Source organism: Acinetobacter sp. YH12064 (genome assembly GCF_013419735.1).
Taxonomy (GTDB): Bacteria; Pseudomonadota; Gammaproteobacteria; order Pseudomonadales; family Moraxellaceae; genus Acinetobacter; species Acinetobacter amyesii.
The window spans coordinates 130,308-147,094 of the sequence record NZ_VOZP01000005.1 but is presented as its reverse complement, the minus strand read 5'-3'; the positions used below and the strand labels follow the sequence as shown (position 1 = coordinate 147,094).

Sequence of the window (16,787 nt, the reverse complement as noted above, 5' to 3'; positions counted from 1 at the left end):
CATATATTGAAGAATAGTTTGAAGAATAATCCCATGAAATTTTAAGCTGCAGGATGATTGAGTTGATCAATGATACCTTGTGCAGCCAATTCATTTAATTCAGCTTCAGTTTTAAATTGGGACAAAATTTCGATTGTGTGCTGCCCTAACTGCGGCGGTGCATGACGGTATTCTACAGGCGTATCAGATAATTTCATCGGTGATCCAATCACTTTAAAATCATGATTTAAAGCATGTGGAATATTCACCACCATTTGACGATGTTGAATTTGCGGTTCATTTAATGCGTCTTCTACAGAGTTGATTACACCCACAGGCACTTTTACCGCATGAATCGCATCGACCCAAACTTGAGCATCTTGAGTCAGAAAATAGGCACTCAATAATGGAATTAATTCCTCACGGTGCTTCACTCGATCTTGATTACGTAAATAGTTTGGTTGATCTAACAGTTCTGTATAGCCAATCGCAATACACAAGTCTTTAAATTGCTTATCATTACCACAGGCAATAATAAATTCCTTATCTTTGGCTTTAAAGGTTTGATACGGCACAATATTCGGGTGATTATTTCCCATACGCTTGGGTGCTTTACCCGAGGTCAAATAGTTCATACCTTGATTGGCTAGCGCCGCCACCTGTACATCGAGTAATGACATATCAATATATTGACCACGTCCAGTATGTTGCCGTGCTAACAATGCCGCCTGAATTGCAATCGTTGAGTACAGTCCGGTCTGAATGTCGACCACAGCGACTCCCACCTTTTGTGCGCCACCACCGATTACATCATCAGATTCACCAGTAATACTCATCAGACCTGACATGCCTTGAATAATAAAGTCATAGCCTGGTTCTTCCGCACGTGGACCATCCTGACCAAAACCTGTAATTGAGCAATATACGATATTGGGATTTAGTGCACTGAGCGATGCATAATCCAAACCATATTTGGCAAGTGAGCCTGCTTTGTAGTTTTCAATCACGACATCTGCAGTTTGGGCAATTTCACGGACTAGGGCTTGCCCTTCTTCACTGGCGATATCAATGGCTACAGAATATTTATTGCGGTTCGCACATTGGTAATAGCCTGATTCTTTCGTCGCTTGACCTTGCTGATTTGGCATCCAGGGTGGTCCCCACATGCGGGTATCATCCCCGACTTTAGGACGCTCAATTTTGATTACCTCTGCACCTAAATCAGCCAATATTTGACCGCACCAAGGACCTGCCAAAACACGGCTTAAGTCCAATACACGAATTCCTTTTAATGCACCCATAGTTCACTCCAGATGTGCCATAGTATTGAGCTATGGCACAGATCTTTTAATTATTTTACTGTTGCAGTTTTTGCAGATGCTTTTTGTTCTGCATCAGCAACATATGTATCTACACTTGCCAGTTTTTCTTTTTCCGCATCTGAAGAAAGTGATGCTTGCTGGGGATCATATTGACGTTCACGAATGAACAAGCCCGGAATAACACCTGCAATAAAGTACGCAGCACCCATTACAATAAAGGCCATGGTGAATGATCCGCCAGCGGCAATCATACCAATGGTTGCTGGTGCTATGGCTGCGCCTAAACGTCCCATATTGTAAGCACCGCCAATAGCCGTACCGCGTACATCCGTCGAGAAGCTTTCTGCCATATAAGTTGCATTTACACCGTATGGAATACCGTATAGGAAACCGAAAGTTACGAGTAAATAGGCGATGTTGGTTGGTGTGTTATAGAAAATGATGATCGGTAAGAATGCTGCCGTAGCTACCGTACCAAACACAAAGGTAATACGACGTCCGAACCTGTCAGCGGCATAGCCTGCTAAAATTTTACCCAAAATCATGGCGGTATATGCACCTACCATATAGCCAGTCATGGCTTTAAAGTTCATGCTGAGTTCAGTTTCTAAATACGTTGGCATCCAGTTGTTGACACCGTAATAACCGAATTGTAGAAATGCAGCGGTCGACATCCAAAAGAAGAACATTTTACGATGATTGGTATGCCCAAAAATACGTTTATAAATACTTTCAGAAGGTGCATTTTGATTGACTGCAGCATGTTGCTGTACAGGTTCAAGTTTTAATTCACGGCGTTTTAGCTGCTCAATTTTTGCTTCCTGCCAAGATTTTGGTTCAGGAACAAAACGCATAAAGATCAGGGCAAAAGCAGCAGGAATAATGGTGACATAAAATAGCATCCGCCAGCCGTGATCTGGAATAATGGCACCCGCCAGCAGCGTTGCAACGATATAACCCACGGTTTGACCGGTTTGCAAAGTCCCAAGTACCGTTGTGCGGTATTTGGTTGGTACATATTCTGCCATCAGCGTATTACACGCCATGTAAAGAGAACCCAGTCCAAAAGCGCCAATAAAACGTAAAATTAAAAATTGTTCATAGCTTTGTGTAAAGCCTAAGATACAGGTCATGATTGAGAAAAATACGACCGACCAAGCAATAGTTTTCACACGACCGAATTTATCGCACGCCCATCCACCCGAAATACCACCCAGCGCCATCCCTGCTAAAGAAGAACTACCGAGCATTCCGGCTTGAAATGTACTTAAACCAAATTCAGCCTTTAAACTGGTCAGGCTGAATGACAGCAACATGATGTCTACACCATCAATCACCAAAGAAATAAAGGCAAAAATAAAAGCCATTTTCCAAGTGTTGCTGGTAATCCGATGCATCGTGCCCACGTTAGAAGGCAATTTGAGCGTTCCTGCTCCGTTTTGCATTTCGTTATTCATTTCCTTGTTCCTCATTTTCCCAAATGAGTCATCGGCATTCCTATGTCTGCACATTTGCCTTTTTTATTCTTTTTATTTCATCACTGCTCAGGCTATTGCACAGAGTTACAAGAGTGTTTCACGATGAATCCTTTATTGATTAAGTTTATTTTTGCATAAAAAGTCTCTAAGGCACTCTATGCAGAGCACCTTATCGATATATAATTCAATTAGTTACTAAAAGCCGCGATGCCTGTTTGCGCACGACCTAAGATCAGTGCATGTACATCATGCGTTCCTTCATACGTGTTGACGACTTCGAGATTGACCAGATGGCGGGCAACACCAAACTCATCAGAAATGCCGTTACCACCCATCATGTCACGCGCAACACGGGCAATATCTAAAGCCTTGCCACAGTTGTTACGTTTAATGAGTGATGTGCCTTCTACAGCAGCAATGCCTTCATCTTTCATACGTCCAAATCGAAGCGCAGCTTGTAGACCCAAGGCAATCTCAGTTTGCATATCCGCCAATTTCTTTTGAATCAACTGATTCGCAGCTAAAGGTCGGCCAAACTGTTTACGGTCCATAGTATATTGGTGCGCTGTATGCCAGCAGAATTCTGCGGCGCCCATTGCGCCCCAAGCGATACCATAACGAGCACTATTTAGACAGGTAAATGGACCTTTTAAACCACGTACTTCTGGAAAAGCATTCTCTTCAGGGACAAAGACATTGTCCATCACAATTTCACCGGTAATCGATGCACGTAAGCCAACTTTACCGTGAATTGCAGGAGCAGATAGACCTTCCCAGCCTTTTTCTAAAATAAAACCACGAATGTCACCAACATTACCTTCAGGCGATACTTCTTTCGCCCAAACAACAAACACGTCGGCAATTGGGCTGTTGGTAATCCACATTTTTGCACCCGTGAGACGATAGCCACCTTCGACTTTTTTTGCACGAGTAATCATGCTACCTGGGTCAGAGCCATGATCTGGTTCAGTTAAACCAAAACAGCCAATGTATTCGCCTGTTGCCAGCTTTGGTAGGTATTTCTGTTTTTGCGCTTCAGAGCCAAATTCATTAATGGGCACCATCACCAAAGAACTTTGAACGCTGGCCATTGAACGGTAGCCAGAATCAACATATTCAATTTCACGTGCAACGAGACCATAACTAACATAGTTTAGACCTGCGCCGCCGTATTGCTCTGGAATCGTTGGGCCAAGTAAGCCAAGTTCGCCCATTTCTCGGAAAATAGATGCATCGGTTTTTTCATGGCGGAATTGTTCGAGTACACGTGGCTGTAAACGCTCTTGACAGTATGCATGCGCAGTATCGCGAATCATGCGTTCTTCTTCAGTTAATTGCTGTTCCAAAAGAAACGGATCTTGCCAGTTAAATTGTACTTTTGGTTTTTTTACATTGACCATTTGATTCATAGCATCCTCTGCTTTTTCGGGCTTTCTTTGTTTTATTTGATGCTATGTGTGAAAAGTGATTCATTCAAACGATTAATTTGCATGTAGATATGCGCCTTTCGCATACCTGAGCTTTGTTCACAGCGTGTTAAGCACTTTAGCCACTGATTTAAGCGATGGATTGCTTTATTTATAGACTATAGTGGTATATGAAAATCATTCTTATATGCCATTTTGTGATACCTCTCGATAAAAAGGACTTTATCTATGCGGCGTAATATTCCATCATTGCAAAGCTTAATTTGCTTTGAATCTGCTGCAAAACACGCAAGTTATACGCATGCTTCTCAAGAGTTATTTATTACTCAAAGTGCTGTGTCACGCCAAATTCAACAGCTTGAAGAATATTTAGGTGTAATGCTATTTAGCCGAACACGTCACGGTGTCGATCTCACAGAAGCAGGCAAACAATATGCAAAAAGTATTAAACCCTTTTTGCAAGGCATCGAAAAAAGCACCTCAGATATCATGACGCACAAAGGCTTAGGCGGTACTTTAAAGCTGGGCGTTGTGCCAACGTTTGCCACACGTTGGCTGTTGCCAAAATTAAATAAATTAAATGCACAGCATCCTGAAATTACCGTGCATTTGGAAACCAGTACCAAACCTTTTTTGTTTAATGAAAATGTCTTTGACGCAGCTATTTTTGCAGGAACGCAACAGCAAATTGAGCATTGGCCTGGCATTCAAGCGCATTATTTAATGGATGAAGAAGTGGTTCCCGTTTGTTCCCCCAAATTGATTGAAAACAATTTTCCCCATGCGGAAATGACGGATGATCATAGTTTTAATTTAAGTGATGAAGAATTGCTTCGATTACCCTTATTACAGCAAACAACCCGTCCAAGTATTTGGCAAGAATGGTTTCAAGCCCATCAAATTCAGCATCCCAAGCCTTTCGATGGGCAGAGGCATGAATTATTTTCTATGCTTTCTGTTGCAGCCAGTCATGGCATGGGAATGGCACTGATTCCACAAATGCTGATCGAAGCAGAACTGAGAAAAAAAGAATTGGTGATTGCATCAAATAAAAAACTGCACGGTAGCAGAAAGTATTATTTGGTCCACTCGAGTCAAGACAGTTCACCGCAAATACAAAAATTTGTCGATTGGGTGCTACAAGAATTGCATCAGCTGAGTTGAAGTAGTCGCTATATTTTGAGTACAGTAAATTCGCTGCATTATTCGTTCAATACATGTAACCGTACCTAATGGACGCATCAATTAAAATATAAGGCTATAATCTATGCAAAAATTGTGGTGTTTTCAGGTGCCGGCATGAGCGCAGAAAGCGGCATCAATACCTTCCGTGACAGTAATGGTCTTTGGGAGCAGCATCGCATTGAAGATGTGGCCACACCTGAAGCTTGGGCACGTGACCCTGCTTTAGTACAGCGTTTTTATAATGAACGCCGTAAACATATTTTAGCCGCAGAGCCAAATACAGCGCATAAATTGATTGCTGAACTCGATGATTTTTTTGATGTACAAGTCATCACACAAAATATTGATGATCTACATGAACGTGCAGGCAGTCACAATGTACTGCATCTGCATGGCAATATTCGTTACGCTAAAAGCTCTGGCCCTCAGGCGCAATATACGCAGGAAATTTTCCCTATTGAAGGTGCAGATTTAAACTTAGAGACCGACAAATGCCCTGAAGGATATCCTTTACGGCCACATGTAGTCTGGTTTGGCGAAGCAGTTCCTGCCTATGAAGATGCCAGTTTAAGTGTACAAACGGCAGATATTTTTATTGTGATTGGCACGAGTCTGGCTGTCTATCCTGTGGCTGGATTGATTCACGAAATCCCTGCCAACTGCCGTGCATTTCATATCGACCCGAAAGCAGATTATCAGCGTGTACCTGAGCAGTATCAATTGATTAAAGCGGGTGCGAGTGAAGGAATGAAAAAACTTTTTTTGCAATTGGTTGCGCCATAAAAACACATTTTGGCATCAGTATCGATCAAAAAAACTAATATTGCCTGCTTCTTTTGCAGGCTTTTTGCTGTTTATAGCCTATCTAACTTTGCATAAGGCCAATAAAACACGGCATACAAGCGTTTGGCATTCAAATTGCTTAATAGTATTACGTTTTATTAAAAAAGTAATATTGGGGCTTGGTCAGTATGGGTTATGTCGCAAGAGAGCTCAGTCCGAGAAGCAAGCTATTGCTCGGCTTCGGATCATTTTTAATTCCTGTGCTTATTTGGTGTGCAGTGAGTTATTTGCCATTTTTATGGCATCCACAGGTGCAAATTACGCAGTCTGGCAGTGTGTCGTATTTGCAAGTCGATAGCCGTGTAGACAAAGCGGTGTTTTATGCCGAAGCGCAATCTGCGGTCAATGCAGGTTTAGCACCACCTCAAGGTAAACTGGTCAATCCAATCTATTTACCTGCACCGCACGAAGTAGCAAAAGCATTAGTTACGGCTTTTATAACTCCACCTGCCCAACCTGATGCCCCATGGTTTCATCAAAGCTTATGGCACAGTATTAAAATTGTGTTCAGCGCTTTTTTTATTGCCTCTCTCATCGGTATTCCGCTGGGGATTCTTTGCGGTTTTTCTCAAAAAATATCACAACTGACCGAACCCTTTGTTGAGTTTTTCCGCTACTTGCCCGCTCCTGCTTTTGGTGCATTAGCCGTTGCGATTTTAGGCATTAATGATGCACCTAAAATCGCCATTATCGTGATTGGTACGCTGTTTCAGCAAATTCTGATTATTGCCAATACCACACGGATGGTTGACCGAGGCCTGATTGAAGCAGGTTTTACGCTAGGTACCAATAAATTAAAAAGCTTATTTCATGTGGTGATTCCAGCGGCACTACCAGATATTTACCGCGACTTGCGTGTCTTGCTCGGCTGGGCTTGGACCTATCTGATCGTGTCTGAACTGATTGGCACAACATCTGGGATTACGTGGTTTATTACTCAACAAGCGCGTTACCAAAACTTTGACAATGTCTATGCCGCGATCCTCATCATTGGGGTGATTGGTTTGGTGTGCGATGTGGTGCTAATGAAACTCGGTCAAGGTCTATTTAAATGGAAAGCAGGAGCAAAATAATGAACAGCACAGAATTTAATGCCAGCACTTATTTCGATGCAATTTATGCACGCCCTGTCATTTTAGAAGCAAAAAAACTTACACAAAGTTTTAAGCACGGCAAAATTGAACGCACTATTTTAAATCAGTTGGATTTAAAGATTCATAAACGTGAATTTATCTGCGTGATTGGCCCATCGGGTTGCGGTAAATCGACCTTTAGCCGAATTGTGGCTGGACTTGACCCTTACAGTAGCGGTGAATTGCTGGTCGATGGCCAAGCCATTGAAGGCCCAAGCCCTGAGCGTGGCATGGTGTTTCAAGGCTACACGCTTTTTCCATGGAAAACGGTCAAAGAAAATGTGATGTTTGGCCCTTTAATGAAAGGTGCCAGCAATGCCTCGGCTGAATCCAGCGCCCGCGAATGGATTGATATTATTGGTCTAGAAAAATACCAAGATCAGTACCCGCATCAGCTGTCTGGTGGAATGAAACAGCGCGTTGCTATTGCCCGCGCATTGGTCAATGAACCCAAAATATTATTGATGGATGAGCCGTTTGGCGCGCTTGACCCGCATACCCGTCAAAAAATGCAAAAACATTTAATGGATCTTTGGCAAAACATTGATATCACCATCATTTTTGTGACCCACGACATGGATGAAGCCATTTTATTGGCGGATCGTATTGTGGCGCTCAAAGCCAATCCTGGCGAAATTAAAGAAATAATTGAGGTCGATTTACCCCGTCCTCGTAATCCTGAACTCATGCTGAGTCCTGAATTTAAACAACTGCGCGAACGGGTGGATTTCTTGGTACATGCGCAGGAAGACGAGCTCGACCCAGCGATGGAAAACCTACCGAAAATTCCGCGTATGACCCAAGTCAGTACGCAAAAATAACTGGATTAATCCCTCTTCATCTTTAGGACGGCCTAAATGATGTACTACAGCGTTGGACGGCCAACATTATAGGAATTGAAGATGAATGAATCTTATGTTTTGCCACTTGTTGATATATCGAAAATGCAAAGCACGGTATTGTCAGAGCGTTTAGAAGTAGCCTCTGCGTTGGATCAAGCCTGTAAAGATGTTGGTTTTCTATATTTAAAAGGTGATCAGTTCAATTTTGATTTTTCGGAATCACTGATTCAGGTGGCAAAGCGTTATTTTCAACAAGATACCGCCAGTAAAATGCAACACTATATTGGACTGTCGAAAAATCACAGTGGCTATGTGCCAATTGGTGAAGAACAATTTGCAGGCAACAGCTACGACTTAAAAGAAGCCTATGACGTCAATTATGATTACCACGGCGAAACGACAGCATTTCCTTTGCTTGGCCCTACGTTATGGCCAGATGATGCCACATTTAAAAGTACGGTCAGTGATTATTACCACCATTTACGCAGTATTAGCGAGCAGATTTTTCAGGCCTTTGCTTTAGCATTGAATGTAGATGAGCATTTTTTTGATCGCAAAATTACCCATGCGACCAGTCAACTGCGTTTAGTCCATTATCCCTATAACCCTGAAGTGAAAGATGCTGAAGGCATTGGCGCACATACAGACTATGAATGTTTTACACTGCTCTTGCCGACGGCACCGGGTTTACAGGTACTCAATAAACAAGGTGAATGGATGGATATTCCTTTGATTGAAAATACTTTGGTGATGAATATTGGCGACATGATGGAAATTTTGTCGAATGGCAAATATTTGGCCACCAAGCACCGTGTTAAAAAAGTCTCTGAAGAGCGCTACTCTTTTCCTCTGTTCTGTGCCTGTAATTACGACACGATCATTGAGCCAGTACATTCTACTGACGCACCCAAATATCAGCCCTTAATTGGTGGCGAACATTTATTTAATCAAACCGCGCAAACCTTTAGTTATCTCAAAAAACGTATCGCTTCAGGAGATCTGAGTCTAAGAAATGCTGTGCCTTTGTCATCATTTGGTATGGATGAAAATACAGAAGTACAAGGAGCAAGCGCATGAATCTATTTCAGGCTTTAGCACAGCTTCCAGCAAGCCAAGAGGTTTTAGGTCCTATTCCAGACTATTTATATGGTGCTTTTCGCCGAAAAAGTATCAGTTTTTCAAATGGTTTAACGGATGAAAAAACCATTGTGTATTGGTTTCAGTCACGTAGTTTTACCATCGATCTACGTTTAAAAAGCCAAGAAAATACGCCAGTGAATGAGCGTCAAGGCTGGATTGGCAACACTCTTTGGGATGCTAAACAACAATTATTGTCTTGGGGTGTTAAAGCACACTCGAATTATCAAAATCATGTGCAATGGCCAGAACCTGCAAAACTGCACGCGATTGGCAACTGTATTTTAGAATTCTCTCCAAGCAATGTGTATGTCGAAGACTGGCGTCAACAAGTGCATGAAGGGCTATTTTTAGGCCTGCGGTTGAAGTCAGCCCTCGATGTAGAAAGTCATCAACTATTGCCGATGGATGGTGGTTTAATTATTTGTGATAAGTATGTGGCCTTTGCACTGAGCCGTTTACCTACAGATCAGCAAACAATTGCCAGCATAGACATACCATCTGCACCTGCTGGGTATGAAGCGCTGATTGAAAGCTTTGAAGTGTCCATCGCTGTTGATGGTCTGCATAAGTACTATACAACGACTTCCTCTCAGCAAGATCAATCACTTAATTTTGATCATTTTGAATTTATTGATGAAACACATTTGATGCAAAACGTCATTATTAATGGTCAAGCAGTACAGCTGATGTACGAGGTGGATATTTACGTTCCACATTATGCATTTCAGCGTCGCACTGATACCACGACAGAAAGTGCAGATTGGTTACGAAATGAAAAACAGCACCTATTGCACCATGCCGTAGAATGCCTATAGGAAATCAATGTCATTTATATATTTACTCATTGCAATCATTGCCGAAGTGATTGCAACGTCCGCCTTAAAAGCCAGCAATGGCTTTACCGAACTAGTACCGATTATTTTTACCGTGTTGGGCTATGCCATTGCGCTCTTTTTTTTAGGTTTGACCTTTAAATCGATTCCTATGGGATTGGCCTACGCCATGTGGTCCGCTGCAGGCATTGTGCTTATTTCATGCGTGGGCTGGATTGTGTTTAAACAAAATTTAGACCTGCCTGCCATAATTGGTTTGGCCTTTATTTTATTGGGCATTGTGATTATTAATGTTTTTTCTAAAAGCACAGAGCTTTGAAATGTCAGTTTTAAAATGAAGTTTTTAAATAATATCTCTGAAATTTTAAAGACTTAAATTGCTATAGATAAAAATGCTCTAGCTTGCTGTTGCACACTAGAGCATACGTTTCGAATGAATTAACTGTGATCAGTCGGCTTCTATAAAATGCCTTTCACTAGAAAAAAGCATCCAACAATACATAACAGCACAGCAAAACATTTTTTCAGTACTGCTGGTGAAAGCGCATGCGCAGTTTTCGCGCCATATTTAGCCGTAAAGAAACTCATCACACTAATGCCCAAAAAGGCATAGATATGAATAAAGCCAATGGTATTTGGAATTTCAACTTGCTGTTGCATACCAAAAAACATAAAGCCTAATGCACCAGCAATGGCAATGGGTAAACCGCAAGCCGCAGACGTCCCGACCGCTTTTTGCATCACCACGCCATTTGCCGTTAAATACGGTACCGTAATACTGCCGCCGCCAATCCCGAAGATGGCCGATGCAACGCCGATACCCGAACCTGCTGCAATTTGTTTAGCTGTAGATGGTAGTGTTTTATTTGGATCGACTGGCTTTTTTGCTCCCATAAACATGGTATAAGCCACCCAAAGTAAAAACACGCCGACAATCATTTGCAGATGTAAACCTGACAGCCAGCCTGCAATCCCTGCGCCTGCAAAACAGCCAATCGCCATAGACGGAGCTAAATTTTTAAATACAGGCCAAATCACAGCACCATTTTTATTGTGCGCCATCAAGGAGCTGATCGATGTCACAACAATCGTAGCCAAAGATGTGCCGAGCGCCAAATGCATAATCACATCGGGACTATAGCCCATTTGGCTAAAAACAATATAGAGCAAAGGCACAATGATAGTACCGCCGCCAACGCCAAACAGCCCCGCAGCAAAACCTGCAAATGCGCCAATAATTAAGAAAGTAATGAGTTCCACGAAATAGATACTTTTAAAGTGATGTATTGAAGAAGTCTGACTGGTTTAAGCCAACTCCACTTGACCCACAGCATGATAAGCGCGGTTGAAATATACCAAGCTTTCCTCCTGCTGACTTTGCTTGATTGCAACCACACGGCACATAAACACACTGTGCGTACCCACTTCTTGAATCTGTTCAATCTGACAGTCAAAACTAACTAAAGCATCTTTTAATATCGGTGAACCTGTTTCTAATACAGTCCAAGAACCCAATTTAAAACGCTCTTCCGAATTGAATTTGCTTGAAGCAAAAGCATTGGAAATGTTTTCATGCTGTGCGCCCAAAACATTGACAGACAGAACTTTATTTTCAAGAAAATGCGCATGAGAACGAGATGATTGATTCATACAAACCAGCAAAGTTGGCGGTGTATCTGTCACACTGCATACGGCTGATGCTGTAAATCCATGCATGCCTGCTTCACCCTCAGTCGTAATCACGTTGACTGCAGTCGTCAATAAAGACATTGCATTTCTAAAATCAGTTGCTTCAATCATCTCTTCAATCTCAATGGTCTATATGGCTTATCTCTTTCTCAGGTTTGGACAATAGCATATTTAATTTCCTTATTGCCCTTACATGAAATTGAGTCAGCTCGAATTTATGCGGTCAATTCTTGGCGAATAATGGCAGCGCCTGCGCTTAGCGCATTTAGTTTGCCTTGCGCCACTTGGCGAGGTAAAGGCGCCATACCGCAGTTCGTTGAAGGATATAGCTTGTCGGCATCTACAAATTGCAATGCTTTGCGTAATGTATTTGCTACTTCTTCTGCTGTTTCAACCTGATTGGTTGCTACATCAATGGCGCCAACCATCACTTTTTTACCGCGGATGAGTTCGATTAAATCCATCGGTACACGAGAGTTTTGGCATTCAAGCGAGATGATATCGAGCTTCGATTGCTGCAATTTCGGGAATGATTCTTCGTATTGGCGCCATTCATTACCTAAAGTTTGTTTCCAATCAGTATTGGCTTTAATACCGTAACCATAGCAAATGTGAACTGCTGTTTCGCATTTCAAACCTTCAAGCGCACGCTCTAAGGTCGCAATACCCCAGTCATTGACTTCATCAAAAAATACGTTAAACGCAGGCTCATCAAATTGAATGATATCTACGCCTGCCGCTTCAAGCTCTAACGCTTCTTGATTCAGGATTTTAGCAAATTCCCAAGCCAATTTTTCACGGCTCTTGTAATGACCATCATACAAAGTATCAATCATTGTCATTGGGCCAGGCAGTGCCCATTTGATCGGCTGATTGGTTTGGCTGCGTAAGAATTTTGCATCATCCACAAACACTGCTTTCTTACGCGATACTTCGCCCACCACAGACGGTACACTTGCATCGTAACGATTACGAATACGCATCGTTTCACGCTTTTCGAAATCTACACCTTCAAGATGTTCAATAAACGTGGTCACAAAATGCTGACGGGTTTGTTCACCATCACTGACAATATCAATGCCTGCATGGATTTGTTCATGCAAAGATAATTTCAACGCATCACGTTTTGCATCTAATAATTCTTCGCCTTCAAGTTTCCATGCTGACCACAATTTTTCAGGTTCAGCCAGCCAAGATGGTTTAGGTAAGCTGCCAGCAGTTGAAGTTGGGAGTAAAATGGCCATATTCGATCTTCTATCTCTATTTTCTTTAAAACGGGTGTTTTAACTCACCCGCGTTTTCATCTATTTACATGTTTTAAAATTAAGCTGCGTCTGCATTTTCAATACTAAAATTAGCCGCCCACTCATTCAGAATGTCTTTATATGGCTGGATAAAGTTCTCTTCTGTCCATTTGCCCTGTTTAACCGCCAACTGACCACGTTCAACACGGTCATACACAATACGGGTTAATGAGTAATCACCGAAACTTAAGCTTGGTTGATACACTAAACCTGCTGTCGCATTGGTATTGTAAATTTCAGGACGGTAGATTTTTTGGAAGCTTTCCATGGTGCTGATCGCGCTGATCAGTTCGAAATCTGTATAGTCGCTCAGCAAGTTATTTGCTGAATAAAATGCCAATGGTGCAGTCGCATTTTCAGGTTTGAAGTAACGAACGCTTAAGCCCATTTTTGCAAAATAATCATCTGTACGGGAGTGATCATCATTGGTGTATTCCACACCTAAGATCGGATGCACATTTGCAGTACGGTAATAGGTTTTTGTCGTTGAAACACTTAAACAGATGACAGGTTGTTTCTTAAATTCAGCTTTAAATACCTCTGAATTGATCAAGTGTTGATATAGCTTTCCATGTAAATCACCAAAATCTTCAGGTTTTTCATTGAACTTACAACCGAGTGCTGGTAATACCACGCTGAAGTCATAGTCACGTACATACGATGAAAAACTGTTGCCGATCATGCCTTCAATGCGTTCATTGGTTTTATGGTCGATGATGGTGCTCTTTAAAGTTTCAATAAATGGGAAAGTTTGACCATTGCCTTCCACATCGAGTTCAGCCGAAATGATGTCAATTTCAAGTGAATAACGATCTGCATTTGGGTTGTCACAAGTAGCTAAACTATTGAAACGGTTATTAATCATTGCCAAAGTACGGCGCAGATTCTCTTCACGGTGTTCACCACGTGCCAAATTGGCAAAGTTCGTTGTTAAACGTGTATTGTCAGCTGGTTTATAGTTTTCATCAAAGCGGATACGTTTGATTGAACATGCAAATTTATGACTCATGGAGATTCACTACCCTAAAATTAAAAATAATCAAAATTTCTGTATGAAGTAATTTATACGTGAAACTTAAGATGAATAAAAATGATTTAACCTCAACTCAAAGTGAGATAAATTCATGTTTAAGATTTAAATACAATGAATTTTCTTCAACTATGCATCATTCAACTGGCGATAAAAAAACTGCCACTCAGGTAGTATTTAAATTTTATTTAATATAAATAAAGGCTTAAAAAAAATTCAATGAAAATTTTTTCATTCAAACACACATCTGAAATGTGTCGAATCGTACAGATTGGCTCAATATCTCCACTCTCAAAATTCAGCGATTTACTCATTAGGGTGAATTTTTCTAACTTTAAAATGAAAAAAGATCAAATCACTAATTGTTTTAATATTGAATCTGTAACACTAATATACTTTTGTCCTGAGCTATAAAGTTCTTAAACCTTGCCATAAATAGATAAACAAAATATGAAATAAGCATATATTCATGTCGTTTCAGCTTTTTAGTCAATATACTGAATATGACTCAACTTGTACTTAAAAAAAATCAGCATATTCGAGCTTTGGTATGTTAAGGAATCGCTCAATATTCGGTTTATACTTATACCTTCTTAAAATCATGTCTAATAAATTAGAACGTCAGACACTGACTCTCCCTGTAGGTCATGACAAGCTTTTATTGCATTCTTGCTGTGCGCCCTGTTCTGGCGAAGTCATGGAAACTTTAATTGAATCTGGTATTGATTTTTCGATCTTTTTTTACAATCCCAATATTCATCCAGTAAAAGAATATGAAATCCGTAAAGAGGAAAATATCCGCTTTGCAGAAAAACACAATATTCCGTTTATCGACTGTGATTACGACACAGAAAACTGGTTTGAACGCGCCAAAGGCATGGAAAATGAGCCTGAAAAAGGTATCCGCTGTACCATGTGTTTTGATATGCGCTTTGAACGTACGGCATCATATGCAGCAGAACATGGCTTTAGCCTAATCAGCAGTTCACTGGGTATTTCACGCTGGAAAAATATGAAGCAGATTAATGACTGTGGTCATCGCTCCGCTTCACATTATGAAGGCATAAGTTATTAGGACTATAACTGGCATAAAAATGGTGGCGCTGTGCGAATGCTAGAGATCAATAAAAATGAGGAATTTTACCAGCAAGAATATTGTGGGTGCGTATATTCACTGCGTGATACCAACCGCTGGCGTATGAGTCATGGCCGTGACTGTATCAAACTGGGTGTAAAGTTTTACTCAAATGCCATGGATGAAGAAGCTTGAGTTCTGCACTTCATTATTTGCATTGATATTAAATTGTGATGTTAAGCCCTGAAGAATTTATACTATTCAGGGCTTATTTTTATTTACGTTTCAACTTATTTCAGTTCTTCAACCAAAGCTGGATAGATTGATCCATCGACATCCATTTCAGTTTTATAAATGCCATTAGCAACATTAAATTTATTTACGTGGTAACTAGAACCATAAATCGAGTCAAAACCAGTTCCTTTTTTAAAGACTTGTTTGTTGGCAGCTAAATCCAGCAAATGTGTGCCTCCAATAAACTGTTCATACTGTGCAGGATCAACGCCGACACGAGTAGACATGATTTTCACTGCATCGGCATGCGTTGCAGGGTCGTTGATGTATTTAACTGTTTTATCCCAAACTTGAATGATTTTTTTCCATTCTTCTTTGTTGGCAGATAAATGCGTCATATTGACGGTTAATGTGTCGTAAATCAGACCAGGTTTATCTTTCGATGTATAAATGATTTTAGATCCAGCAACAGCTTTCAGTGCTTGATTTGCGACCGGTTGCCACACGGTAATCGCTGCAATATCTGGACTGGCAAATACTTGTGGCAGCTCATTGGTCATAGTGTTGACCAACTTTACTTCAGAGGCTTGAATTTTTGCATCATCCAACGCCGTCGCCAAAAGCAAATGATCAACCAAGCCTTTTTCTGTCGCGACACTTTTTCCTTTTAGATCGGCAAGGCTATTGATGCCATCTTTAGCAATGATGACATCATTACCCGCAGAATAGTCCGTCGCCATAATCATGACGCCTTTCGTGCCGCCAGAACCTGTGACTAAGTTGTCACCATTGGTGACCAAAACGGCATCCAACTGATTTGCAGCAAATGCAGATAGTGAGGCTGAATAATCAAACCATTTAAAGTCTACATTGACACCGGCTTCTTTCAACCAGCCTTTTTCAATAGCAACCTGCCATGCGACAAAACCAGGCCAGTCGCTATAGCCGATCGTAATGGCTTTTGTATTGACTGTGCCTTCTGCTTGCGCGTTTGGTTCAGGTGTTTTGGCTGTATTGTCACACCCCCCCAGTAAGATAGCGGTCACAACGGATGCAGATAAGCAGGCTTTTTTGATCATAGTTCGATTTCCCCGATGGCATTACAGTTAAATTTGGTATTGGTGTTCAAAAACGATGGTGTATTCGGATTACTGACAGATTGAGCATTACGCTTTGCACGATTTGGTCTATGGTTGGCTGCATTAGCATGTGCTTGCTTTTGGTTTGTGATTTGATCTTTAAACTGACCTTGTGATCGATATAATTGGTCCAT

General features: G+C 41.3%; 16 protein-coding genes and 1 pseudogene. 8 read left to right on the top strand and 9 right to left on the bottom strand.

All coding sequences use genetic code 11. The features are described 5' to 3' along the window. Window positions 1-41 precede the first annotated feature (41 nt). From FTU13_RS06780 to FTU13_RS06770, 3 genes are all read right to left on the bottom strand, one after another. Window positions 42-1,280, bottom strand: coding sequence for a CaiB/BaiF CoA-transferase family protein (locus FTU13_RS06780; RefSeq protein WP_180127590.1), 1,239 nt, complete (start codon window positions 1,278-1,280; stop codon window positions 42-44). Between the two features lie 50 nt (window positions 1,281-1,330). Next, complete coding sequence (locus FTU13_RS06775) at window positions 1,331-2,758, bottom strand: MFS transporter (RefSeq protein ID WP_180127592.1); 1,428 nt, start codon at window positions 2,756-2,758, stop codon at window positions 1,331-1,333. A 209-nt stretch (window positions 2,759-2,967) separates the two neighbouring features. Continuing rightward, window positions 2,968-4,188, bottom strand: coding sequence for an acyl-CoA dehydrogenase (locus tag FTU13_RS06770; RefSeq protein WP_180127594.1), 1,221 nt, complete (start codon window positions 4,186-4,188; stop codon window positions 2,968-2,970). 246 nt (window positions 4,189-4,434) lie between these two features. On the opposite strand from FTU13_RS06770, the gene FTU13_RS06765 reads away from it, so the two are divergent. The 7 genes from FTU13_RS06765 to FTU13_RS06735 all read left to right on the top strand — a co-directional run bounded on the left by FTU13_RS06765 (window position 4,435) and on the right by FTU13_RS06735 (window position 10,501). After that, window positions 4,435-5,370: a LysR substrate-binding domain-containing protein gene (locus tag FTU13_RS06765; protein WP_180023659.1), complete on the top strand. Its 936-nt coding sequence runs from the start codon at window positions 4,435-4,437 to the stop codon at window positions 5,368-5,370. A gap of 135 nt (window positions 5,371-5,505) precedes the next feature. Beyond that, window positions 5,506-6,174: a Sir2 family NAD-dependent protein deacetylase gene (locus FTU13_RS06760; protein ID WP_180127596.1), complete on the top strand. Its 669-nt coding sequence runs from the start codon at window positions 5,506-5,508 to the stop codon at window positions 6,172-6,174. 188 nt (window positions 6,175-6,362) lie between these two features. Beyond that, window positions 6,363-7,307 (top strand): ABC transporter permease, encoded by a 945-nt coding sequence (locus FTU13_RS06755; protein WP_180127598.1) that lies wholly within the window; start codon window positions 6,363-6,365, stop codon window positions 7,305-7,307. Beyond that, window positions 7,307-8,188: an ABC transporter ATP-binding protein gene (locus FTU13_RS06750; protein ID WP_180093953.1), complete on the top strand. Its 882-nt coding sequence runs from the start codon at window positions 7,307-7,309 to the stop codon at window positions 8,186-8,188. The genes FTU13_RS06755 and FTU13_RS06750 overlap by 1 nt, the downstream gene beginning before the upstream one ends. A gap of 81 nt (window positions 8,189-8,269) precedes the next feature. After that, a complete protein-coding gene (locus FTU13_RS06745) occupies window positions 8,270-9,286 on the top strand; it encodes an isopenicillin N synthase family oxygenase (protein ID WP_180127600.1) in 1,017 nt (338 codons plus the stop codon). Then, the gene (locus FTU13_RS06740) at window positions 9,283-10,164 is read left to right on the top strand and encodes a hypothetical protein (RefSeq protein ID WP_180127602.1); all 882 of its coding nucleotides are present in this window, start codon (window positions 9,283-9,285) and stop codon (window positions 10,162-10,164) included. Before FTU13_RS06745 ends, FTU13_RS06740 begins: the two co-directional genes overlap by 4 nt. Before the next feature lie 7 nt (window positions 10,165-10,171). Continuing rightward, window positions 10,172-10,501, top strand: coding sequence for a multidrug efflux SMR transporter (locus FTU13_RS06735; protein ID WP_180115613.1), 330 nt, complete (start codon window positions 10,172-10,174; stop codon window positions 10,499-10,501). Window positions 10,502-10,641: 140 nt separating this feature from the next. On the opposite strand, the gene FTU13_RS06730 is transcribed toward FTU13_RS06735, so the two are convergent. The 4 genes from FTU13_RS06730 to FTU13_RS06715 all read right to left on the bottom strand — a co-directional run bounded on the left by FTU13_RS06730 (window position 10,642) and on the right by FTU13_RS06715 (window position 14,184). Next, window positions 10,642-11,442 (bottom strand): sulfite exporter TauE/SafE family protein, encoded by an 801-nt coding sequence (locus FTU13_RS06730; protein WP_180021809.1) that lies wholly within the window; start codon window positions 11,440-11,442, stop codon window positions 10,642-10,644. A 45-nt stretch (window positions 11,443-11,487) separates the two neighbouring features. Beyond that, a complete protein-coding gene (locus tag FTU13_RS06725; RefSeq protein ID WP_180127604.1) occupies window positions 11,488-11,982 on the bottom strand; it encodes a flavin reductase in 495 nt (164 codons plus the stop codon). A gap of 104 nt (window positions 11,983-12,086) precedes the next feature. Then, on the bottom strand, window positions 12,087-13,115 hold the full coding sequence (locus FTU13_RS06720; protein ID WP_078193780.1) for a methionine synthase: 1,029 nt from the start codon (window positions 13,113-13,115) through the stop codon (window positions 12,087-12,089). A gap of 79 nt (window positions 13,116-13,194) precedes the next feature. Then, window positions 13,195-14,184, bottom strand: coding sequence for a putative oxygenase MesX (locus FTU13_RS06715; RefSeq protein WP_180127606.1), 990 nt, complete (start codon window positions 14,182-14,184; stop codon window positions 13,195-13,197). A gap of 622 nt (window positions 14,185-14,806) precedes the next feature. Between FTU13_RS06715 and FTU13_RS06710 the strand changes: the two are divergent. After that, a pseudogene (locus FTU13_RS06710) lies at window positions 14,807-15,475 on the top strand (epoxyqueuosine reductase QueH). Between the two features lie 95 nt (window positions 15,476-15,570). On the opposite strand, the gene FTU13_RS06705 reads toward FTU13_RS06710, so the two are convergent. Together FTU13_RS06705 and FTU13_RS06700 are read right to left on the bottom strand one after the other, a co-directional pair. Beyond that, window positions 15,571-16,593 (bottom strand): ABC transporter substrate-binding protein, encoded by a 1,023-nt coding sequence (locus FTU13_RS06705; RefSeq protein WP_180127608.1) that lies wholly within the window; start codon window positions 16,591-16,593, stop codon window positions 15,571-15,573. After that, window positions 16,590-16,787, bottom strand: a complete 198-nt coding sequence (locus tag FTU13_RS06700; protein ID WP_180127610.1) for a hypothetical protein — start codon at window positions 16,785-16,787, stop codon at window positions 16,590-16,592. Before FTU13_RS06700 ends, FTU13_RS06705 begins: the two co-directional genes overlap by 4 nt.